Raw genomic sequence first — 20,934 nt, 5'->3', positions numbered from 1 at the left:
GTTACTATTGAGACAACGCTCACTGAAATTTTGATAAAAAAATACCAGCCCTGAGGCTGGTATTTGGATTTATGCAAACTGCACTAATTAAGCAACTTCGATCGGACCACCAAATGAAGTGACTGGCGGCACTTTACCTGTGAACTTCTCGAAGTCTACGATACATGTGTTCGCAGAAGTCGCCTGTGCAAGCTCAGAAGAACCGATGTCTTGCGTTAGCGTGTTAGGATCACCGTAGGTACAGATTGCGCCTTCTTTCTCGTTTAGAGGACCGTACCACGCACCTTCTTCGATACGAATAACGCCACGTGGGTAGCTGTCAGTCAAAACAGCACCAGCTAATAGCTGACCACGACCGTTGAATACACGTACCAAATCACCATCTTTGATGCCTTTTGCTTTGGCATCCGCTGGGTTGATGTAAACCGGCTCACGACCTTGTACCGCGTAAGTCGCGCGGAACTCTTCAGACTCACACATTTGAGAGTGCAGACGCTTATCAGGGTGGCAAGACTGCAACCAGAATGGGTATTTATCTGAACCAGGACCACCGTGTGAACGCTCTGATTTTTCGAACCACATTGGGTGCTCTTGACAGTGTTCGTAACCGTAACGGCCGATCTTGCGTGATGTAATCTCGATGAAGCCAGACGGTGTACCTAATGGGTTAAGCTCAGGGTCTTTACGGAAGTCCGCATGACGAACCCAAGGTTTACCTTCACCGAAGTCTAGTACGCTCTTCTCCCAGAACTCGTTGAATTCTGGCATTTCAAACTTACCTTCGTTCGCTTTTTTACAATCGTTGTAAAGGCTTTCGATCCATTCCATCTCGCTCATACCACGAGTGTATTCTTCGCGGCGACCAAAACGCTGAGTTAGTTCACTCATGATTTGGAAGTCAGGCTTAGATTGGAACAATGGATCAACTAGGCGATGCATCGCAATCAGACCTTTGTTCGAGTATGAACCGTATACGTCGATGTCGTTACGTTCCCATTGCGTACACGCCGGTAGAACGATATCTGAGAAACGACATGTCGCAGTCCAAGCAAACTCGATCGTTACAACCGTTTGAAGTTTGCGGAACGCTTTCTTCATGCGGTTACGATCTTGATGGTGGTGCCATGGGTTACAACCCGAGATAACCATCATCTTGAAGTCTGGCAGTTTCACTTTACCGCCGTTGTAGCTGATCTCTTTGCCAGGTTCTAGCAGACAGTCGATCCAACGTGCAACTGGGATAGTACGACTGTAGCCGTTAAAGTCGTTGTTGTCCCACTTCGGTTTCATACCTTGGTCAAGGTTACGAGGGAAACCACCAGGGCCCGCGAAACCAGTAGAAGGCACACCGATACTTGAGTAATGGTGACCGTAAGAGATACCACCACCAGGTAGACCGATTTGACCAACCATTGCAGCAACCACAGCCGCTGCCCAGTATGGCTGCTCACCGTGCTCTTGACGCTGGATACACCAACCCATCAGGATCTGTGTACGACCGCTGACTAGCATGCGTGCGAATTCACGGATCTTGTCCGCTTTCACGCCACAAATCGCTGCTGCCCATTCAGGCGTCTTCTCTACTTTGTCTTTTGTCTTACCTTGAACGTATTGAATGAACTCTTCAAAGCCTAGACAGTAAGTATCAATGAATTTCTTATCGTACAGGTTTTCGTTGTACAACACGTGTGCCACAGCGAGCATGAACGCTACGTCTGTCAGCGGGTTGATGTACAAGTGATCGTTCTCTAAGTAGCGCTGAGTTTTGTTCTTCACTGGGTCTACAGATAGAACGTTGATCTCACCTTTCGCCACTTTTTCTTTTAGTTGTGCAAGGTACTTAAACGACTCATGCGTTTCACAGTTCCAACCTACTTGAAGGTTTTTCACTGGGTCGTTAGCCCAAAGAACGATGTTGTCAGAGTTTTCTAGGATCTCAGACCAAGACGTACCTTGTGCGTAAACTTCGGTTGAACCTAGCACGTAAGGCATAATGGTTTGGCCTGCACCCGTCGAGTAGTCACCTACTTTCGTGATGAAGTTGCCGTGCATACCCACTGCACGTTGCATGTGCGCGGTACAGTTGTTAAATGAACCCGTTTGGTTCCAACCTGTTTGACCTGCATGCAGCGCCCATGGGCCGTAGTCTTTTTGAATACGTTCTAGCTCACGGTAGAACAAGTCTAGCGCTTCATCCCAAGTTACTCGGATGAAACGGTTGTTACCGCGAGTATCTGCGCTGTATTTATGTTTCTTCAACCAATCTAGACGAACCATTGGATAACGAACACGTGAAGGGCTGTAGATAATACCCTTAATGCCGTTCAACATTTCTGTTGGGTTTTTGTCTAGCTCTAGCGGCTTGATCTCTTGAACTTTACCCGCGTAGATGTGGGCGCGGAACGCGCCCCAGTGAGAACCGGTTACTTTCCAAGTACCTGTCGTCTCAACGGCATTTGCAGAGGCGGACGCCAATAAGCTAGGACCAATTACTGACGCTGCACTTGTGGTTGCTACACCTTTAAGAAAACTTCTTCGTGTAATAGCCATTTAAAATTACTCCAATCCGACGCTTATTAGTGGTGACCTTCAGCATAATCTGAAGAGTGTTTCTGTAGATACTTCAAGATCAGTGCTTCACTGTCTGTATCTAGGTTAACGAACGCCAACATACCGTCGAACATACCTGGCCAGGTGTTCGCGTCGAAGTGCGCTTCCGCAGGTTGAGTGTGACATACAGAACAATTGGTCTTGTAGGCTTCACGAGATTTTTCCCAAACAGGATTGATGTCGTTCAGCATAGACTCTTTCTTAATCCATACTTTCGCCGCTACTTTTTCCCAAGGAAGGCCTGTTAACTCATCCACTTTTTTCTCACCAGTCGTCACAATGTTGCTGTCTGTTGCTGCTTCTTTCATCAGAGACGCAGTCGCAATGTTCTTACCGAAGTCTTCTTGAATTACACGACCAAAACCTTTTGCTTTGCGCCAACCGTCAATTTCGATCTCAACAAACTCGCCTTTGTCTTCAAGAACTTTAACGGTCGATGCAGGATTAAGAAGACCAGCTTCTTTACTGCCTTGCGCATCAAAGTAGATTGGTAGGTGACGAACGCTCACGAGTTGCTGACCAACGCCGTAATCAGTGTTAGAAGTCATACCCTCTAGATCACCCACGATACCGCCAATGCTGTCCATGCCTGCTGGTAGGTTGTGCGCAATACCCTTGTGACAGTCAACACAGCTTTGATCTTTCTCAGCGGCTTGCTTCATTTGGATACGAGCCGTAGGAGACATTTGCTCGAAATCCATCGATTCGTAGTTGTGACAGTTTTTACACTCCAGAGATTTGTTTGCCGAGAAACGATCCCATTCGTGTTTAGCAAGTTCGATACGACGCTCTTCGAACACACCCGGTTCGTCGTAGTTGCCAAATACTTGTGCAAATACTTCTTTAGAAGCTTGCATCTTACGAGCGATCTTATCTGTCCAGTTATGTGGAACGTGACAATCAGGACAGGTAGCACGAACACCAGAGTGGTTTTTCCAGTGCACCGTTTCTTGTAGCTCAACGTACACGTTGTCACGCATTGTGTGACAACTAATACAGAATTCTTCTGTGTTGGTTGCTTCTAGAGCGGTGTTAAAGCCACCCCAAAAGATAACACCAGCAATAAAGCCGCCCATAGTCAGCACACCTAGGCTGATATGTACAGCTGGGCGCGTCATGGTACGCCACAGTTTAATGATTAATGATTTCATTATTTGCTCTCTTAAAATCTTTTCAAAAGTGTGGTTATGAGCTCACTGGCTTACATGCCGTGCGCGCCTGGAGGTCCAAAGAAGAAGACTTGCAACATCCAAACGATGAACCCGTAGCCGCCAACAAAGGCCACACTCAGAATTGGGAAGAGAACAACTGCAATGAAGAGGAACGACTTCCACTCCAGGGAGCGTTTTTCACCACTCTCAATTTTATTAACATCACTCATACATTTGCCTATTTTGTATCTAGTGTTATTGAAAAGCCCGCGTAACCAAGCTTAAGTTTTTTACAATCTCTAATGGAAAATGTTAGACCATACTAATAGTAGGGTTCAATCAAATAAGCGACCTCAGACCTTGTAATTCAACACTTTTTTGAGCTCATCCAGAGATATGATGGATTGATGTTATTTATTAAAAAACATGAACAGATGTGACAAAATAAGTCTTTTAAGGAGTTGTTAAATAAACAACATTTAAGAAACATCGATCACATTTAAATCGTAATTACCATGCCATAAATCGACTTAAAAACTCCGAAAAAGATAACCACTTGTAAACAGAATGCTGCGTATTAATGTCTAAAATAGCACTCAAGGTTTACTTTAAGAACAGCAAAAAGTGCACATAGTGGTTCATATAAAGGGGAGGCTTAGATACAATTATTCGCGTATTTTCAAGGAGCGATTATGGATAACGTGGTGGATATAAGCTGGGTCAAACTGGCACTGTTTGGTTTGATTTTATTGGTCCCCTTCTTTATCAATGCCCGCTACAAATTAGGGATAGCAAAAGACACGATAATCAGTGTTATCCGAATGACATTTCAGCTCATATTGATTGGCGTGTATTTAGAATATCTTTTTCAATTAAACAGTTTACTTGTCAATATACTTTGGCTTGCCATCATGCTACTGATTGGTGCCAGCTCAATTGCGGGAAAAGCTCAGTTACCTAAAAAGCCACTTATGCTTCCGCTACTAACGGGCCTTACCTGTGGTCTAATACCACTTCTGATTGCAATTACAGCAGGCCTAGTGCAACCATCCCCTATTTACAATGCGCAGTACATGATCCCACTTGCTGGTATGTTATTGGGTAACAGCTTGAGTAGTAATATCATCGCTCTTCAGAACTTGTTTACGGCTTTTGAGCAGAGACAAGCAGAATATGAGGCTGCAATCTCACTTGGAGCCTCTCCTCGCTACGCATCCTTCCCCTTCATTCAGGAGGCTCTTAGAAAGTCCCTTGCCCCGACTTTAGCTTCTATGGCCACTACAGGGCTGGTTACCTTACCGGGTATGATGACCGGTCAAATTCTAGGTGGCGCGAGCCCGATGGTTGCGATTAAATACCAGTTAGTAATTATGCTGGCTATTTTCGTCATGTTGAGTGCCTCCGTAACCATAACGTTAGAAATGACATTGCGCTGGGTACAAACCAAAGAAGGCCGAATCAAGATAAAAATCGAGCAACCCGAATCGACCAAAACTCACGGTTAGTTGGCGCTTGTGGGTAAAGCCCGTTAAACAACTTATGGTGCCAAGTCGAACGTACTTATAACTGAATAACTCAACTATTCTTCGAGCACTCATCAAGACGCTTTCAGATGAAAAGTCAGGCAGAATTCTTTTTGATATAAGCCTCTAATTTTATGAAATTTTCTTTGCAAGTTTAGATACGCACGACCTTTGATACAGGTTATCCACAGAAAATGTGGATAAGCCCCCAAAACCCATACGCAACCAGAAACATAGCAACATAAGTGATCAATCGAATCGTCATGCATTGATCACGTGACTGACATGTTCTAATTTTATAGTAAAGGCAGTGACCACAAACTTGGAGAGACGTACATGGATGTCTTAATGATCAAAGAAAATTACGATGAACTCCTGTCCGATGCACCTCTGGATTGGCTCGTTCAAGAACCAAAGGAAGTAACTTCTCATTGGCTCCCAACCGATTTTGGCATCAACGAAGAGTTGATTTAGCATGACTCGACTTATTTGACATTTGCAGAGACAAATAAAAAGAAAGGCGAACCATCTGGTTCGCCTTTCTTGTGATCTTCTAAACTTATCGCAAATGGTTATCTTCATCGCGTAGATAAATCATCCAATACCACATGCCAACAAATACGCCACCACCAATAATGTTTCCTATCGTAACAGGAATTAGGTTGTTTACGATGAACCCCATCATGTTTAAGTCCGCGTAGTTTGCAATATCTGCCCCTGTCATTTGCCAAAACGCTTCTGGCGCAAAGTACTTAATACCAATCGCCATAGGTACTTGGAACATGTTCGCAATACAGTGCTCAAAACCTGCCGACACGAACATAGCCACAGGCAAAATCATGACCGCTATTTTATCTGTCAATGTTCGCCCACTAAACGTCATCCAAACTGCAATACAAACTAATACGTTACACATAATGCCAAGCGCAACAGCAGCAAAGAAACCATGATGTAATTTGTGTTGGGAGATCGCCATCGCGTTAAGACCAACTTGGCCATGATCAAACATATATTGCTTGGTAACTAGCATACAGGCCACGAGCAAAATGGCCCCAACCATATTGCCAAAGTAAACCACCAACCAGTTTTTGATAAGTGCTTGCCAAGAGATTTTTCCACTCGCACGCGCAACTAGTGTCAGCACAGAGCTAGTGAAAAGCTCGCCGCCAGTAACCACCACCAAAATCAAACCAAGGCTAAATGCCAGACCACCAATGAGTCGTGTAATGCCCCAAGGCAGCTCGCCTGCGCCTGTCGTTACCGTGGTATAGAAGATGAAAGCAATACCAATATGAAGCCCCGCAGAAATGGCGAGCAGAAAAGATTTGATTGGAGCTTTCGTTGCTTTGCCTACCCCCACTTCAGCCGCGCGTTCCGCAGCTTGTGGCGGTAATAGTGAGTCAAACTGATTAAAGTTCATTCTGGTGTAACATTTAGAAACATTTAAAGAGGCGCGGATAATCGCTCTATTTCCCTATTTTTTCAAGTGCTATTTGGCGTGTTTACTAAAATCGTTGTTATTGGGAGCTCAAGCAATAAATAGCGCCTATCATTCGCTACCGTAAGTATCATTGATACTTAACAAGTATTCGGCCTTTCGAACAAAGATCCTGCGTTATATCAGCCTGATAGCGCCATACTTAACACTTCTTGTCGTTGAATGTTGCCCAACGCTACTTTTCAGACTAGCTTGGTAAAAAAAGCGCAAAGGAATCATTTATGAAATATTCAGCTGAACATATCGCCGAATTGAATCTACTTCTTCAGTTCGACCTAAGTAGTGCTGCAACTGGTATTAAAGTTCATACAGACGCGTCAGAAGAAATGCAGGCAGCCGTTGCTCGTCTATATAAGAAGCAACTTTGTACACAGCCTGACGGTGGTTATCTAACAGACGAAGGCATTGAAGTTGCAGAACATGCAGATAAGATTTTAAGAGTTTTGTCTGTGTAATTTGAACAAAAAACGCCACCGAACTCGGTGGCGTTTTTTAGTCCTATATTTTTCCTGTCGATGCCTGCGGCAATAATCGCTTTTTCATTTTGCTAAATGGTTGAACCTTGTCATACAACCAGTTAAAACCAGTAGCATAAAATAGGAAGAAAACGAGGAAGCCGGCTTCCAGCATCAGAGCTTGAAGAAGCGTAATTTCTAAGAACCAGGCAATCACAGGTAGAGAGATAAAGATCAATCCTCCCTCGAAACCAACAGTGTGTCCAAGCCGCATCGCTAAACTTCGCTCAGCTCGATTGCCACCAAACCACTTATCAAAGTACAAGTTGTAGATGTAGTTCCATATCACGGTATACATACTCAACCCGACCCCAACTAACGCGAGATCACTAGAGCCCTTTCCAGTGATCAATGAAGCCGCTGGTACAATAATCGCGAGTGCGATTAACTCAAAAAGTACTGCATGAAAAATTCGTTCGTTACGAGTCATATTTCTCTATCCAAATAGTTCTACTCAATGCTTAGAATTTTATCTATTATTTAGATAATCAAAAGTTAGATACCATCGGTTTAAGCGATATGTTTACCATCGAACAACTGCAAGCTTTCATTGCTACATCAGAAGCAGGATCATTTTCAGGAGCAGCTAGAAAACTGGGGCGAGCTCAATCTGTAGTGAGCCAGCACATCATGAATATGGAGATCGACTGTGGCGTTGAGCTTTTCGATCGATCAGGCAGGTACCCTAAATTAACTGAGAATGGCCTCGCTCTCGTACCCTATGCACAAGCAACAATCAGCCAACTCGACCGCCTAAACAATAGGGCATCGCAGCTCTTTTCCACGCCAACGAACAAATTAGTCTTAGCTATTGATGAAGGGATTCCTCTGACTCGCTTGCCGGATGTGCTAAAGAAGTTAGAGCAACGCTTTCCACACTTACAAGTTGAATGCTTAACGGCATCAAGCCCTGATATCATTGAATTGGTTAAGTCGGAACGCGCCACGACTGGGATTATTTTGAGTGATTTACAAATGCCAAGGCACATCGATTTCACCAATCTTGGCAATATTGCATTTGATGTCTATGTCTCTTCAACACATCCTTTAGCAAAGCAGCAAATCACTCACATTGATCAACTAAAACAACATCGTCAATTGGTCATACGATCCAAAAGTGCAGAGCCATGTGGTCTCAATCAAGCATTTAGCCCAGATATCTGGTACGCTGATAACTACTATATTTTGTTGGAATTGGCGAATAAAGGGTTTGGTTGGTGCTTTCTACCACAGCATTTAGTCGCGTATTCACCTAATACATTAAAAAAAGTTGGGGATGATTTCACAAAACTGGCTTGGCAAGTCAATGTTGACCTTATTCAGCACCAGAAATGGCATTCAGATCCCCTCCATCAACAAGCCAAAGCAGAACTGCTCAACCTATTCGGGCAGACATAAGTAAGTAGGAAGACCCAAATGGCAAATACATTGATCGTAGGTGCAGGCTGGCTCGGAACTCCGCTAGCAGAAACATTGATGAAAGATGGACACTATGTTGTTGTCACTCGTCGTAGCCAAACTCGATTAAAAGAGTTACCCACCTCATTAACTCACTCCGCATTGTTCGATTTCAATCAATTGAACGCCACAGCACGGCTAGATGAGCTGCTCAAACAGCATCAAATTACGCACGTTATCGGTGCTTTTCCTCCAGGATTTCGTAAAGGACGCGGTCAAGAATATGCACAGCAATGGCAAATACTTGCCAACGCAGCTAAGCAAAACAACGTTGAAAAACTTCTCATGATCAGCTCTACAACGGTTTACCCTAACCTTGCTTCCGATATGGAAGAAGCTGACGCGTCAATCTCTTTAGCAGCCGAAAGCCCTTATTTCTCTGACAATGCACGTATTATGCTTCAAGCAGAGCAGCATGTTATCGACTCGAATATTAGCTTTGTTATTCTACGTTGTAGCGGATTAATCGGGCCAGATAGACACCCATCTCGCTTTGCAGCAAGGCTTCAACAAGTTAGTCGTAAAGCACCAGCTAATATGCTTCATCAAGATGATGCTGTCTCGGCTGCGAAATTTGCCTTAGGCAATTTAAGCAACCAAGTCATTAATGTTACGACACCTCATACTGTCAGCAAGGCTGAGTTCTACCAAGCTGCCATAAACAAAATCGGAAGTGAGATACCTCTTCCACCCGTCACAGAGCAAGCTGACAAGCGTATTCTTGCTGACAAACTACTCTCACTTGGTTATCGATTTCACTTCAATTCAACTTTGGATGCGCTATGAGACTCTATAGACATATAGAAACGCTTTGGGATTACATGCAACTTAAACATGAACTGAAGCCTGCGGACTGTTTGTTTGTGATGTGCAGTAATGATTTGCGTGTAGCGGAGCACGCTGCCAAGCTCTACCACCAAAAGTTGGCACCTTTGATTGTATTTTCAGGGGGTGAAGGTCGCTTCACAGATGGACTGTTTGAAAAAAGCGAGGCAGAAACCTTTGCCGAGATTGCAAAGTTGTCGGGCGTTCCAAGCGAAGCAATTTTGCTCGAGACTAAATCCACAAACAGCGGAGAAAACGTCCGCTTTACTGAGCAACGATTAAAAGAGGAAGGAAAACAATGTTCCTCGTTTATTCTGGTACAAAAACCGTTTATGGAGCGTAGAGCAATCGCGACATTTGAAAAACAGTGGCAGTCACCCTACACTCAGCTCCAAGTAAGCTCTGCGGCTCTTCCATTTTTTGAATACATTAATGAAGACATGCCATTAATGATGGTGCTAGAAGCACTAATGGAAGATTTCTCTCGCGTAAAAAGCTATCCAGAGAAAGGATTTCAAACCAAGCAGAACATCCCTCATCAAGTTGAATCTTCTTACCAGGTTTTACTCGAGCGGTTTGGTTTTGACTTAGGCTAGCTTTTTCTAACCGACAACAAAAAGCCACCAAGTACGGTGGCTTTTCTGTATCAATACGGCTTATTTACCGAGCGCTTCTTTGTAATGTTGGCGGCATACGGAGACATACTTATCGTTACCGCCGATCGCAACTTGATCGCCTTCTTTAATTGCCACGCCGTGTTCATCGGTACGAATAACCATATTCGCTTTGCGGCCGCAATGGCAGATTGTTTTGAGCTCAACCAGCTTGTCCGCCCAAGATAATAGATACTTACTGCCTTCAAAAAGTTCGCCTAGAAAATCGGTGCGAAGGCCGTAACACAATACTGGAATATGCAACTTATCAACGACTTCAGTAAGTTGATAAACTTGTTCTTTCGACAAGAACTGACACTCATCAACAAGAATACAGTGACGTTTTTCAACCTCATTCAGAGCTGCGATCTCCTGATACAAATTGGTATCCTGACGAAATAAATGTGCGTCAGATTGAAGACCAATACGAGAGCTCACTTTACCGACACCAAAACGATCATCTAGCGCAGCCGTAAAAATAACTGGCGTCATGCCGCGTTCTTGATAGTTGAAAGAGGATTGAAGAAGCGTTGTTGATTTACCCGCATTCATTGCTGAGTAATAGAAATACATCTGAGCCACAGAGCATTACCTAAAGTTAAAGTTTTAATTTATGGAAATGGAAAATAAAAGGGCTGAATTATCAGCCCCTTAAAAATGAAAATTCAATTACTTACGACGCCACGTTGTGCCTTCTGGACCATCTTCCAGAACAATGCCCATTTCGGTCAGCTTGTCACGAGCCATATCTGCATTCGCCCAATCTTTCGCAGCACGAGAGTCGTTACGCAGCTTGATCAGAGCTTCGATTTCAGCCACTTCATCATCGTTACCCGCATCACCTTTTAGGAAGGCTTCAGGATCTTGGTGAAGAATACCGATCACGTCAGCTAGTTCACGCATTAGCGCACCGAGTTCGCTCGCTTTCTCTAGGTTTTCTGTCTTCAGGCGGTTAACTTCTCGCGCCATGTCGAACAGTACTGAGTAAGCTTCTGGTGTGTTGAAGTCATCGTTCATCGCTGCAGTGAAGCGAGATACGTATTCTTCACCACCAGCAGGCGCCGCGTTTAGGTCTAAACCACGTAGAGATGTGTACAGGCGCTCAAGCGAAGCACGTGCTTGGTTTAGGTTATCTTCGCTGTAGTTTAACTGGCTACGGTAGTGACCAGACATTAGGAAGTAACGCACTGTTTCAGCATCGTAGTGACCAAGAACGTCACGGATAGTAAAGAAGTTACCTAGAGATTTAGACATCTTCTCACGGTCTACCATTACCATGCCGCTGTGCATCCATGTGTTCACGTATTGTGTATCGTGTGCACAGCATGATTGTGCGATTTCATTTTCATGGTGTGGGAACTGAAGGTCAGAACCACCGCCGTGAATGTCGAAGTGGTTACCTAGGATTGAAGAGTTCATTGCTGAACACTCAATATGCCAACCTGGACGACCTGGACCCCATGGTGACTCCCACGTTGGTTCACCCGGCTTTGACATCTTCCAAAGTACAAAGTCTAGAGGGCTGCGTTTTGCTGTTTCGATATCAACGCGCGCGCCAGCTTGAAGCTGATCAAGGTCTTGCTTAGAAAGCTTGCCGTATTCGTTGAATTTACCTACTTCAAACATTACGTCACCGTTATCTGCAACGTATGCAAAACCGCGCTCGATTAGCTTCTCAACCAATTCGATGATTTCAGCAATAAACTGTGTCGCACGAGGTTCAACGTCCGGACGTTTCATGTTCAGCGCATCAAAATCAGCGTGCATTTCACCAATCAAACGCTCAGTCAATGAATCGCAAGACTCACCATTTTCTGCGGCACGTTTGATGATCTTATCGTCGATATCTGTGATGTTACGTACAAACGTCAGATCATAGCCCAAGTAGCGAAGGTAACGTGATACAACGTCAAAAGAGACGAAAGTACGACCGTGACCAATGTGACAGAGATCGTAGATGGTAACTCCACAGACATACATACCGACTTTGCCAGCTGTAATTGGTTTGAATTCCTCTTTCTGTCTTGTGAGTGTGTTATATATCTTTAACATGATCTCTATCTATGATTGTGAATGAATAAAAGAAGATGAGTATATCAACTCCAACCTAGTTAGGTAATAGCAATTAACCGATAAAACGATAATCGACTAAACTTCAAGCACAAAACGAAGAATTTCCTCTTCCTGAGTTTTTAAAGCACTAGAACTTAGGCTAGAATCTCGGGCTCAACACAACACAGTAAAGGAAAGTAGCATGATCACCCTTCACACTAATTTTGGTGACATCAAGATTCAACTAAACGAAGAGAAAGCGCCAGAGACAAGCGCAAACTTCCTTCAGTACTGCCGCGACGGTTTCTACGACAACACGCTTTTCCACCGTGTTATTGACGGCTTCATGATCCAAGGTGGTGGTATGGAGTCTGGTCTACGTGAAAAAGCGACTCGTGCACCTATCAAGAACGAAGCAAACAACGGTCTTAGCAACAAAGTGGGTACACTTGCTATGGCACGTACTATGGAGCCGCATTCAGCAAGCTCTCAGTTCTTCATCAACGTAAACAACAACACATTCCTAGACTTCCGTAGCGAAAGCCTAGACGGTTGGGGTTACTGTGTGTTCGGTGAAGTAATCGAAGGCATGGACATCGTAAATAAGATCAAAGGCGTTAGCACTGGTTCTTACGGCATGCACCAAGACGTACCTCTAGAAGACGTAGTAATCACTGGTACAACAATTGAAGAGTAATTCTTAGGAATTATTTTTAAAAGATAAGTTAATGGGGAGGCATAGCTTCCCCTTATTTCTATGACGACATTATTTATTTCCGATCTTCACCTTACCCCATCACGTCCTGATATCACGGAATGTTTTGTGACGTTCATGCGAACAGAAGCAACAAAAGCTGATGCACTTTATGTACTCGGCGATCTGTTTGAATTCTGGATTGGTGACGATGACAACACCCCTTTTGCAGACCAAATCCGTGCAGAATTTAAAGCACTGACGGATGCGGGTGTGCCAACTTTTTTCATCCAAGGCAATCGAGATTTTTTACTCGGCAAACGCTTTTGCAAAGAAACCGGTATGACATTACTCGACGATGTCTGCACGATTGATCTTTATGGTCAAAAAGCCGTAATCCTACATGGCGATACGCTCTGTATTGACGATGTGAAATATCAAGAGTTTAGAAAAACCGTTCACAAACCATGGCTACAATGGTTGTTTAACCGTATTCCTTGGTTCATTAAGAAGAAAATTGTCTCAAAAGTTCAATCCGATATTCGTGATGATAAAATGAGCAAGTCATTAGATATCATGGACGTCAACCAAAATGAGGTCGAGAAAGTGATGTCTCAGAACTGCGTCAACTTAATGATTCATGGTCACACACATCGCCCGAACACACATTTTTTTGACGTCGATGGCGTTAAAAAGACCCGAATTGTTTTAGGGGATTGGTATACGCAAGGCTCAGTTTTAAAAGTAAATTCTGATAGTTTTGACCTACAAACGAGACCGTTCATACAGAATTTGCGTTAAGCATGTAGAGCGTGTAGAAGATTCACGCTCAAGTCGTAGATATTTTGTAAAAAATCGCTATTATCATAATACTAAGTTAAACAGAACGAAGTACCTAATTGAAGTATTCTTACGTAGCTCGCCAACCGATTCTGGATAGAGAAAAACGAACCATAGGTTACGAACTCCTCTTTCGAGACGGCCCTAAAAATACCTTCCCTGAAGTAGAACCAGAGCTGGCTACTAGTCGACTGCTATCCGATCATTTTTTGTCGACGCATTACAACACATTAGGAAACAAACTTGGCTTTGTTAACTTTCCGCATCAAAGCTTGGTGAACTTGGTCCCAACTCTGTTCCCTAAAGAATCTCTCGTCATTGAAGTCCTTGAAGACTGCGAACCGACAGAAGAACTGTTAGAAGCCATCAAGCACCTTCATGAGTGCGGATACAAAATTGCTCTGGATGATTTTGTTCCGACGAAAGCTTGGAAGCGTTTTCTTCCATACGTTTCCATGATCAAGTTTGATATTAGACTTGTGCCGATCAAGAAAGCTGCCATTTTTATTCAGGCGTTGAGCCCATTTAAAATCGACTTTCTTGCGGAGAAGGTAGAGACCTATGAAGAGTTTGAGCAAGCCCTAGAAGCCGGTTTTAACTATTTTCAAGGGTATTTTTTTAGCAAACCTGAGATGATCCAGAAAAAACGGTTGAACCCCGCGTTTCTTACCGTCATCCAACTTTGTAAAGAGATTGCAGATAAGCCCATCGACTTCAATGAGGTTGAACGTCTGTTTTCGATTGATGTGACGCTGTCATACAAGCTGCTTACTTACGTAAATTCAGGATATACATTAACGACTAAGATCAAATCGTTCAGACAGGCGCTTATTTATCTGGGTGAAGAGCGACTACGACGCTTTATTTCCTTAGTTGCAATTGCGTCTGTTCAAGAAGATAAACCTGACTCTCTTTACTCTTTAGCGATTCAGCGTGCACGAATGTGTGAACTGTTACTTAGTCAAATGAACACTAGGTATGACCCTGGGCAGGCTTTTTTGACAGGCATGTTTTCTTTACTCGGATCTTTGCTCGATCAACCGCTCTCGGATGTCATTGAAGATATCCCCGTTGACGAAGATATAAAACTCGCATTAACCAGTCGAAAAGGCGTACTTGGTCACTTACTTTCGATGACGATCGCCTATGAACAAGCGGACTGGGAGTTAGCCGAGCGATATTGCACCGTTCTTAAATTAACCGAACCTCAATTAGCAGACGCTTTTAATCAATCTACCGAGTGGGCTCAAGAACTGCTGTCTCAAACGCCCTAAATCGCTATAATGCCTCACCTCCAGCCTCGCAATTGTGAGGTTGTTTGTTTTTACCGCTTAATTAATCGAGATTTCATTTTATGGCTTCTTCTTGCCCTTGCGGATCTAACCGCACCTACTCACAGTGTTGTGAAATCGCCCACAACAACCATGCTGACGTCACCACTCCAGAGCAGTTAATGCGCTCTCGTTACAGTGCGCATGTGTTAGGTCTAGTCGATTACGTGGTCAACACTTATCATCCAATCTGTAATGCAGAAGAGCAACGTGAAGGCATTGCCCAATCTATCGACAGCGATTGGTGCAAACTTGAAGTTGTAAAAACAGAAGCTGGCAGTAATGACAATGAAGGCTTTGTAGAGTTTAGCGCTTATTTTGATGAAGACGGCAAACGCTACTGTATGACAGAGCGTTCCCGCTTTGTAAAAGAAAATGGGCTTTGGTACTACATTGACGGCACGTTTCCAGAAGAAGAGCTAGAAGAAGAACCAGAACAAGATCCTCGCCTAAACCAACCAGTGAGTAGCCTAAAAGTAGGTCGCAACGACCCGTGTATCTGTGGAAGCGGTAAAAAGTTTAAAAAGTGTTGTGGGTAAAGCATCCATACCTAGCTTATTAAACTCGATTTAATTGGATTCTTGACATCGCTTAGGCTTGTCGAAATGATGTGAATATATGTACCTATTTGAAGTAGATAACTCTACTGCAAGCACCATTAGAAAATATACCGTCATTCTGAACAGCGAGGGACGAGCGTGATTCAGAATCCAATCGCCACTCGCACTGTCGCCGAGGTTTACCCCGAACCAAGAACACTAAATTAAAAAAGCCCCTAGACTCCCGAGTCATAGGGGCTTTCATTTATCTATAGCAGGCTTATTTATGACGCTCTTTCAGTTTATTCACCACGTCATTCATCGATAGACCTTGGTCCTGAAGCAATACCAGCAAGTGGTAAATCAAGTCTGCTGATTCACACACTAACTCCGCCTTATCGCCCGACGTCGCCGCAAGCGCGACTTCAACGCCTTCTTCGCCCACTTTTTGCGAAATACGCTTGGTGCCACGGGCATAAAGACTGGCAGTATAAGAGGAATCTGGGTCGGCACTCTTGCGGGCAGCCAATAGCTGCTCAAGTTGATGAAGCCACACCATTTGTGACTCCTCTTGAGGGTCCACATCCCAGCAAGTTGTGTTACCCAAGTGACACGTAGGACCAATGGGATTCACTTTCACCAGTAGCGTATCGTTGTCGCAATCGAGCTGCATGTTCACTAGTTGCAATACGTTGCCGGAGGTCTCACCTTTCGTCCAAAGACGCTGCTTGGTACGAGAGAAAAACGTCACTTGACCTGTTTCGCCCGTTTTTGCCAACGCATCTTGGTTCATATAACCCATCATCAGCACTTGGCTTGATTGGAAATCTTGTACGATAGCAGGTACCAGACCATCCACCTTTTCCCAGTTGATTCGCTCAACTAGCGAACTTACTTCGGCGGCTTTCACACTCATAGTCGTACCTCAATGCCTTGTTGTTTCAAATACTGCTTTAGTTCACCAATATTGATGACTTGTTTGTGGAATACCGATGCGGCAAGCGCGCCATCCACATTTGCTTTTTGGTAGGCTTCTGCGAAATGCTCCATAGCACCTGCCCCACCCGATGCAATCAATGGCACGTTACACACTTCACGCACCATGTTAAGTTGTTCAATATCGTAACCGTTACGTACGCCGTCTTGGTTCATCATGTTCAGTACGATTTCACCAGCGCCACGCCTTTGTACTTCTTGCACCCAATCACGTGTTTCCCATTGCGTTGCTTTGGTTCGTTCTTCATCACCAGTAAACTGGTAAACCTGATACTTGCCCGTCTCTTTGTCGTAGTATGAATCGATACCAACGACGATACATTGCACACCAAACTTATCAGCAAGGTCAGTAATCAGCTGTGGGTTCGCTAATGCAGGTGAGTTGATAGACACTTTGTCTGCACCAAACTCAAGAATGCGCGCTGCGTCTTCCGCTGATTTAATACCACCAGCCACACAGAAAGGAATATCAATAACTTCTGCAACGCGAGCGACCCAACTTTTATCGACGACACGCCCATCACTTGAAGCGGTAATATCGTAGAACACGAGCTCGTCAGCGCCTTCTTCCGCATAACGCTGTGCCAGAGGAACGATGTCGCCAATGATCTCGTGATTGCGGAACTGAACGCCCTTCACCACTTGTCCATCACGGACATCAAGACATGGAATTATTCGCTTTGCCAACATGCAAACGCCTCCTCTGCTGTGAACTTACCATCTAACAGCGCACGACCAACAATCACGCCAGCCACACCGCTGCCTTTTAGCGCTTCGATATCTGCTAATGAGCCAATGCCACCTGAAGATTGAAACTGCACTTGTGGGTACTGTTTACATAGGTCAACGTAAAGCTCTACATTTGAGCCTTCTAGCGTACCGTCACGAGAAATGTCCGTACAAAGCACGTGCTGCAAACCTACCGTTAGGTAATCGTTGATCAGAGCTTCGATAGTCACGCCTGAGTCTTCTTGCCAACCAGAGATCGCCACTTTACGCGTGCCGTCTTGATCGATGTTGATGTCTAGCGCGAGAACGATTTTCTCTGCGCCGTATTTTTCCATCCAACATTTCACAAGCTCTGGCTGTTTTACTGCTGTAGAACCAACAACAACACGCTGAGCACCAGCTTCTAGCAGGTCAATCACGTCTTGCTCTGTACGTACGCCGCCACCGATTTGGATGTTCGCTGGCGTGCTTGCTAGTAGCTTTGCAATCAAATCAAGCTGGCGTGCTGTCGTGTCTTTCGCGCCAGTTAAATCCACCAAGTGCAGCCAGTTAGCACCCGCTTGGTGGTACAAGTTGAACTGCTCTGCTGGGTCGACTTTGTACTCGGTTACTTGGCCGTAATCACCTTGATAAAGGCGAACCACCTGTCCTTCAATTAAATCAAGAGCTGGAATAATCACACTAAATCCCTTTTATAATTCTAAGAAGTTTTGAATAAGCTTCGCGCCCGCTTTTGAAGAACGCTCAGGGTGGAATTGCACGCCGTAGTAGTTACCGCTTTGTACTGCTGCTGTGAACGGGTTGCCGTACTCGCATTCCGCAATCGTGTAATCCCCAACAGGCATTGCAAAGCTGTGCACGAAGTAGAAGTACTCACCTTCTTCAATACCTTTGAAAAGTGGATTACCTGCTTTTGCAGACACTGTATTCCAACCCATGTGCGGCAGCGGTAAATCGCCGGTTTGTAGCAACTTCACTTCGCCATCACAAAGTCCAAGACACTCAACCAACTCGTCGGCTTTCTGCCCTTTCTCTTGAGACACTTTGCCCAACAGTTGCATGCCTAAACAGATACCTAGCAATGGCTTTTCTACCTGTTTTACCAAGCTGATAAGATCGCGCTCTTCTAGATTCTTCATCGCTTCGCTGGCGGTTCCCACGCCTGGTAGGAATAGCTTATCTGCCGACAATACAACTTGCGGATCTTTTGAAATAGTTACGTCATAGCCTAGGCGTTTAATAGCAAACTTCACCGAAGAGACGTTGGCACAGCCAGTATCGATAATGACAACTTTCTGTTCTGTCACTGTTTTTCTCCTTGCTAAAGTTAGCCTTAAAGCACGCCTTTACTACTTGGTAGCTCAGTGCCTTCTACTTTGATTGCTTGGCGCAAAGTACGACCAAACGCTTTAAACAAGCTTTCAATGATGTGGTGATCATTGTTGCCCGCAGAAGACAGGTGCAGCGTACACGCTAATGTGTCAGTCAGAGAACGGAAGAAGTGAACCACCATCTCTGTTGAAAGATCACCCACTTGCTCACGGCTGAATTGCGCGTCGAACTTAAGGTAAGGACGACCTGATAGGTCTAGTGCGCATTGCGTCAAACACTCATCCATTGGCAAACTAAAGCCAAAGCGACCAATACCACGCTTGTCACCCAGTGCTTCTTTCAACGCTTGACCCAACGCAAGAGCGGTATCTTCTACTGTGTGGTGATCATCAATGTGCAGGTCACCTTCTACTTTGCACACCATCTGGAACCCGCCGTGTGTCGCGATTTGATCCAGCATGTGGTCGAAGAAGCCAAGACCAGTAGAGATGTCATTGCCGCCTTGTTCGTCAAGATTAACGAATACTTTGATGTCCGTTTCTTTTGTGGTGCGAACCACTTCAGCAACGCGTGCCTTCACCGTGAGATCTTTCAGGATCTGTTTCCAACCCATGGTTTCTGGGTTGTATTGAATGCCACGAATTGCCATGTTTTCTGCAAGTTGAAGATCAGTTTGACGATCGCCAATCACAACAGAATTTTGGAAATCCACTTTGCCACCTTGAAGGTACTCTTTTACCAAGCCCAATTTAGGCTTACGGCAAGAGCAGTTATCTTCATCAAAGTGAGGACAAATCAGCACATCATCAAACTTCACACCTTGAGATTCAAAGATCTCCATCATCATGTTGTGTGGTGCATCAAAATCTTCTTGTGGGTAGCTGTCGGTACCCAAACCATCTTGGTTCGTGACCATCACTAGACGGTATCCTGCATCCTGCAACGACAACAGGCTTGGGATAACAAATGGCTCTAGCTTTAGTTTGTCTAAACGGTCTACTTGAAAATCAATCGGCGGCTCGACAATTAAGGTGCCATCACGATCAATAAAAAGGATTTTTTGTTGTTTGCTCACTCGAACTTCCTTATTGCTATTCTTTTGGCGCTCCCGCTATTGAGCGAGAGCGATAAATTCTGTCTCTATTTATGCGTAGTAGTTTCTGATAAATCCAAGCGTTTTTTCGCACTCGTCACGGTTACCCACACTGATACGCACACAATTTTCAATTGGCGAGTTACGCAAAATAATGCCCGTATCCCAAGCCGCTTTGAAAAGGTCATCGCCATCTGGGAATTTCACCAATAGGTAGTTCCCCCACCCTTCAAACACTTCCAAGCCCGGAATCATTGAAAGGCCAACTTGCAAGTAAGCACGGTTTGCATTCAAATCGAGAACTTGAAACTTCGCTCGTGCTAAACCAGCTTCCGAAAGCGCCTGAGTCGCAATTTCTGCCACTGGAACTGGGACTGGGTAAGGTGCGATAACTTTAAGAAGTACATTAATAAGCTCTTCGTTCGCAAGCGTAAATCCACAACGCAGACCTGCAAGCGCAAAAGCTTTCGACAGAGTACGCAGAATCGCAAGATTCGAGTATTGCGCCAGTAGGTCCACCGTTGACGCTTCTGGACAAAAATCGATGTACGCTTCATCCATCACCACGATTGCACGGTCTTTTGTCATCTCAAGCAGAGACACAATGTCCTCTCGCTTAACCAAGTTACCTGTTGGGTTGTTTGGCGAACATACAAAAACCAGTTTCACGTTATCCAGATTAGCTTCGATGCCTGCAAGGTCTAGTTGCCAATCTGACGTTAGCGGCACGGTTTTACGCTCTACACCTATGGTTTCTGCACTGATGGCGTACATGCCGTAAGTTGGTGGGCAGTAAAGAATCGCATCTTCACCCGGCTCACAGAATGCACGAATTAATAACTCAATACCTTCATCAGCACCGCGAGAAGTCAGCGTTTGTTCTGGTTTCACACCCGCATACGCTGCATAAGCGGAAATCAGTTCTTTCGGTTGGCATTCGCTGTAACGATTAAGACGAGCAAAGTCTGTTTTATATTCATTATTGAATGGCGATTCGTTGGCGTTTAGCCATACGTCACCCGTACCACCGATTCGGCGAGCCGACATATAAGGGGTAAGCTGTTGGACTTGTTTACGCGCTAGCTTTTCCATCTC

At 44.6% G+C, this 20,934-nt stretch carries 23 protein-coding genes; 10 read left to right on the top strand and 13 right to left on the bottom strand.

The window, feature by feature from the left end; translation table 11 throughout:
• Positions 1 to 87 precede the first annotated feature (87 nt).
• The 3 genes from torA to torE are packed head-to-tail and all read right to left on the bottom strand — an operon-like array spanning position 88 to position 3,991.
• Positions 88 to 2,550: a trimethylamine-N-oxide reductase TorA gene (gene torA, locus R7044_RS04460; RefSeq protein WP_225455370.1), complete on the bottom strand. Its 2,463-nt coding sequence runs from the start codon at positions 2,548 to 2,550 to the stop codon at positions 88 to 90.
• Positions 2,551 to 2,576: 26 nt separating this feature from the next.
• Entirely contained in the window at positions 2,577 to 3,761 is a 1,185-nt protein-coding gene (gene torC / locus R7044_RS04455) for a pentaheme c-type cytochrome TorC (protein ID WP_005378139.1), read from the bottom strand.
• A gap of 50 nt (positions 3,762 to 3,811) precedes the next feature.
• Positions 3,812 to 3,991: a trimethylamine N-oxide reductase system protein TorE gene (gene torE, locus R7044_RS04450; RefSeq protein ID WP_005378141.1), complete on the bottom strand. Its 180-nt coding sequence runs from the start codon at positions 3,989 to 3,991 to the stop codon at positions 3,812 to 3,814.
• Between the two features lie 462 nt (positions 3,992 to 4,453).
• Between torE and R7044_RS04445 the strand changes: the two genes are divergently transcribed.
• Entirely contained in the window at positions 4,454 to 5,266 is an 813-nt protein-coding gene (locus tag R7044_RS04445; RefSeq protein ID WP_033905097.1) for an ABC transporter permease, read from the top strand.
• 366 nt (positions 5,267 to 5,632) lie between these two features.
• Positions 5,633 to 5,758: a hypothetical protein gene (locus R7044_RS04440; protein ID WP_254903806.1), complete on the top strand. Its 126-nt coding sequence runs from the start codon at positions 5,633 to 5,635 to the stop codon at positions 5,756 to 5,758.
• 85 nt (positions 5,759 to 5,843) lie between these two features.
• Here the strand turns inward: R7044_RS04440 and focA are convergent, their stop codons facing one another.
• Positions 5,844 to 6,704 carry a formate transporter FocA gene (gene focA, locus R7044_RS04435; protein ID WP_005378146.1) on the bottom strand — a complete coding sequence of 287 codons (861 nt, stop codon included), beginning with the start codon at positions 6,702 to 6,704 and terminating at the stop codon, positions 5,844 to 5,846.
• Between the two features lie 299 nt (positions 6,705 to 7,003).
• Here focA and R7044_RS04430 point away from each other — a divergent pair, with 299 nt between their 5' ends.
• Positions 7,004 to 7,237, top strand: coding sequence for a TIGR02647 family protein (locus R7044_RS04430; protein WP_005387662.1), 234 nt, complete (start codon positions 7,004 to 7,006; stop codon positions 7,235 to 7,237).
• Positions 7,238 to 7,280: 43 nt separating this feature from the next.
• On the opposite strand, the gene R7044_RS04425 is transcribed toward R7044_RS04430, so the two are convergent.
• Positions 7,281 to 7,727, bottom strand: coding sequence for a PACE efflux transporter (locus R7044_RS04425; protein WP_005378150.1), 447 nt, complete (start codon positions 7,725 to 7,727; stop codon positions 7,281 to 7,283).
• 89 nt (positions 7,728 to 7,816) lie between these two features.
• Here R7044_RS04425 and R7044_RS04420 point away from each other — a divergent pair, with 89 nt between their 5' ends.
• From R7044_RS04420 to R7044_RS04410, 3 genes are read left to right on the top strand one after another with little or no spacing between them, the layout of a single operon-like run.
• Positions 7,817 to 8,695: a LysR family transcriptional regulator gene (locus R7044_RS04420; protein WP_005378151.1), complete on the top strand. Its 879-nt coding sequence runs from the start codon at positions 7,817 to 7,819 to the stop codon at positions 8,693 to 8,695.
• Between the two features lie 18 nt (positions 8,696 to 8,713).
• Entirely contained in the window at positions 8,714 to 9,541 is an 828-nt protein-coding gene (locus R7044_RS04415; RefSeq protein ID WP_017634682.1) for an NAD-dependent epimerase/dehydratase family protein, read from the top strand.
• Complete coding sequence (locus R7044_RS04410; protein ID WP_031778990.1) at positions 9,538 to 10,176, top strand: YdcF family protein; 639 nt, start codon at positions 9,538 to 9,540, stop codon at positions 10,174 to 10,176. Before R7044_RS04415 ends, R7044_RS04410 begins: the two co-directional genes overlap by 4 nt.
• Positions 10,177 to 10,236: 60 nt before the next feature.
• On the opposite strand, the gene R7044_RS04405 is transcribed toward R7044_RS04410, so the two are convergent.
• Together R7044_RS04405 and cysS are read right to left on the bottom strand one after the other, a co-directional pair.
• Positions 10,237 to 10,815: a thymidine kinase gene (locus tag R7044_RS04405; protein WP_005378154.1), complete on the bottom strand. Its 579-nt coding sequence runs from the start codon at positions 10,813 to 10,815 to the stop codon at positions 10,237 to 10,239.
• A gap of 87 nt (positions 10,816 to 10,902) precedes the next feature.
• Positions 10,903 to 12,285, bottom strand: a complete 1,383-nt coding sequence (cysS, locus tag R7044_RS04400) for a cysteine--tRNA ligase (protein ID WP_005378155.1) — start codon at positions 12,283 to 12,285, stop codon at positions 10,903 to 10,905.
• Between the two features lie 202 nt (positions 12,286 to 12,487).
• Here cysS and R7044_RS04395 point away from each other — a divergent pair, with 202 nt between their 5' ends.
• The 4 genes from R7044_RS04395 (at position 12,488) to R7044_RS04380 (ending at position 15,689) form a co-directional block, all read left to right on the top strand.
• Positions 12,488 to 12,982, top strand: a complete 495-nt coding sequence (locus R7044_RS04395; protein WP_005378156.1) for a peptidylprolyl isomerase — start codon at positions 12,488 to 12,490, stop codon at positions 12,980 to 12,982.
• A 60-nt stretch (positions 12,983 to 13,042) separates the two neighbouring features.
• Positions 13,043 to 13,780 (top strand): UDP-2,3-diacylglucosamine diphosphatase, encoded by a 738-nt coding sequence (lpxH, locus tag R7044_RS04390; protein WP_005389817.1) that lies wholly within the window; start codon positions 13,043 to 13,045, stop codon positions 13,778 to 13,780.
• Between the two features lie 98 nt (positions 13,781 to 13,878).
• The gene (locus R7044_RS04385; RefSeq protein ID WP_005378158.1) at positions 13,879 to 15,093 is read left to right on the top strand and encodes an EAL and HDOD domain-containing protein; all 1,215 of its coding nucleotides are present in this window, start codon (positions 13,879 to 13,881) and stop codon (positions 15,091 to 15,093) included.
• A gap of 80 nt (positions 15,094 to 15,173) precedes the next feature.
• A complete protein-coding gene (locus R7044_RS04380) occupies positions 15,174 to 15,689 on the top strand; it encodes a YchJ family protein (protein ID WP_053303208.1) in 516 nt (171 codons plus the stop codon).
• Positions 15,690 to 15,969: 280 nt separating this feature from the next.
• Here the strand turns inward: R7044_RS04380 and hisIE are convergent, their stop codons facing one another.
• The 6 genes from hisIE to hisC form a co-directional block, all read right to left on the bottom strand.
• Positions 15,970 to 16,605: a bifunctional phosphoribosyl-AMP cyclohydrolase/phosphoribosyl-ATP diphosphatase HisIE gene (gene hisIE, locus R7044_RS04375; RefSeq protein WP_017821718.1), complete on the bottom strand. Its 636-nt coding sequence runs from the start codon at positions 16,603 to 16,605 to the stop codon at positions 15,970 to 15,972.
• Positions 16,602 to 17,375: an imidazole glycerol phosphate synthase subunit HisF gene (gene hisF / locus R7044_RS04370; RefSeq protein WP_017821717.1), complete on the bottom strand. Its 774-nt coding sequence runs from the start codon at positions 17,373 to 17,375 to the stop codon at positions 16,602 to 16,604. The genes hisIE and hisF overlap by 4 nt, the downstream gene beginning before the upstream one ends.
• Positions 17,357 to 18,094, bottom strand: coding sequence for a 1-(5-phosphoribosyl)-5-[(5-phosphoribosylamino)methylideneamino]imidazole-4-carboxamide isomerase (gene hisA, locus R7044_RS04365; protein WP_033905092.1), 738 nt, complete (start codon positions 18,092 to 18,094; stop codon positions 17,357 to 17,359). Before hisA ends, hisF begins: the two co-directional genes overlap by 19 nt.
• 12 nt (positions 18,095 to 18,106) lie before the next feature.
• Positions 18,107 to 18,721 carry an imidazole glycerol phosphate synthase subunit HisH gene (hisH, locus tag R7044_RS04360; RefSeq protein WP_033905091.1) on the bottom strand — a complete coding sequence of 205 codons (615 nt, stop codon included), beginning with the start codon at positions 18,719 to 18,721 and terminating at the stop codon, positions 18,107 to 18,109.
• Between the two features lie 26 nt (positions 18,722 to 18,747).
• Positions 18,748 to 19,821 (bottom strand): bifunctional histidinol-phosphatase/imidazoleglycerol-phosphate dehydratase HisB, encoded by a 1,074-nt coding sequence (gene hisB, locus R7044_RS04355; protein ID WP_225455369.1) that lies wholly within the window; start codon positions 19,819 to 19,821, stop codon positions 18,748 to 18,750.
• Positions 19,822 to 19,890: 69 nt separating this feature from the next.
• Positions 19,891 to 20,931, bottom strand: coding sequence for a histidinol-phosphate transaminase (hisC, locus tag R7044_RS04350; RefSeq protein WP_054575133.1), 1,041 nt, complete (start codon positions 20,929 to 20,931; stop codon positions 19,891 to 19,893).
• Positions 20,932 to 20,934 lie beyond the last annotated feature (3 nt).

It is taken from the genome of Vibrio sp. 1402 (assembly GCF_033340275.1).
This window is presented reverse-complemented; position numbering and strand designations above follow the sequence as displayed.

Coding starts and splice junctions, on each gene's coding strand:
- torA (WP_225455370.1), bottom strand. CDS start 2,550: ATGGCTATTACACGAAGAAGTTTTCTTAAAGGTGTAGCAACCACAAGT.
- torC (WP_005378139.1), bottom strand. CDS start 3,761: ATGAAATCATTAATCATTAAACTGTGGCGTACCATGACGCGCCCAGCT.
- torE (WP_005378141.1), bottom strand. CDS start 3,991: ATGAGTGATGTTAATAAAATTGAGAGTGGTGAAAAACGCTCCCTGGAG.
- R7044_RS04445 (WP_033905097.1), top strand. CDS start 4,454: ATGGATAACGTGGTGGATATAAGCTGGGTCAAACTGGCACTGTTTGGT.
- R7044_RS04440 (WP_254903806.1), top strand. CDS start 5,633: ATGATCAAAGAAAATTACGATGAACTCCTGTCCGATGCACCTCTGGAT.
- focA (WP_005378146.1), bottom strand. CDS start 6,704: ATGAACTTTAATCAGTTTGACTCACTATTACCGCCACAAGCTGCGGAA.
- R7044_RS04430 (WP_005387662.1), top strand. CDS start 7,004: ATGAAATATTCAGCTGAACATATCGCCGAATTGAATCTACTTCTTCAG.
- R7044_RS04425 (WP_005378150.1), bottom strand. CDS start 7,727: ATGACTCGTAACGAACGAATTTTTCATGCAGTACTTTTTGAGTTAATC.
- R7044_RS04420 (WP_005378151.1), top strand. CDS start 7,817: ATGTTTACCATCGAACAACTGCAAGCTTTCATTGCTACATCAGAAGCA.
- R7044_RS04415 (WP_017634682.1), top strand. CDS start 8,714: ATGGCAAATACATTGATCGTAGGTGCAGGCTGGCTCGGAACTCCGCTA.
- R7044_RS04410 (WP_031778990.1), top strand. CDS start 9,538: ATGAGACTCTATAGACATATAGAAACGCTTTGGGATTACATGCAACTT.
- cysS (WP_005378155.1), bottom strand. CDS start 12,285: ATGTTAAAGATATATAACACACTCACAAGACAGAAAGAGGAATTCAAA.
- R7044_RS04395 (WP_005378156.1), top strand. CDS start 12,488: ATGATCACCCTTCACACTAATTTTGGTGACATCAAGATTCAACTAAAC.
- lpxH (WP_005389817.1), top strand. CDS start 13,043: ATGACGACATTATTTATTTCCGATCTTCACCTTACCCCATCACGTCCT.
- R7044_RS04380 (WP_053303208.1), top strand. CDS start 15,174: ATGGCTTCTTCTTGCCCTTGCGGATCTAACCGCACCTACTCACAGTGT.
- hisIE (WP_017821718.1), bottom strand. CDS start 16,605: ATGAGTGTGAAAGCCGCCGAAGTAAGTTCGCTAGTTGAGCGAATCAAC.
- hisF (WP_017821717.1), bottom strand. CDS start 17,375: ATGTTGGCAAAGCGAATAATTCCATGTCTTGATGTCCGTGATGGACAA.
- hisC (WP_054575133.1), bottom strand. CDS start 20,931: ATGGAAAAGCTAGCGCGTAAACAAGTCCAACAGCTTACCCCTTATATG.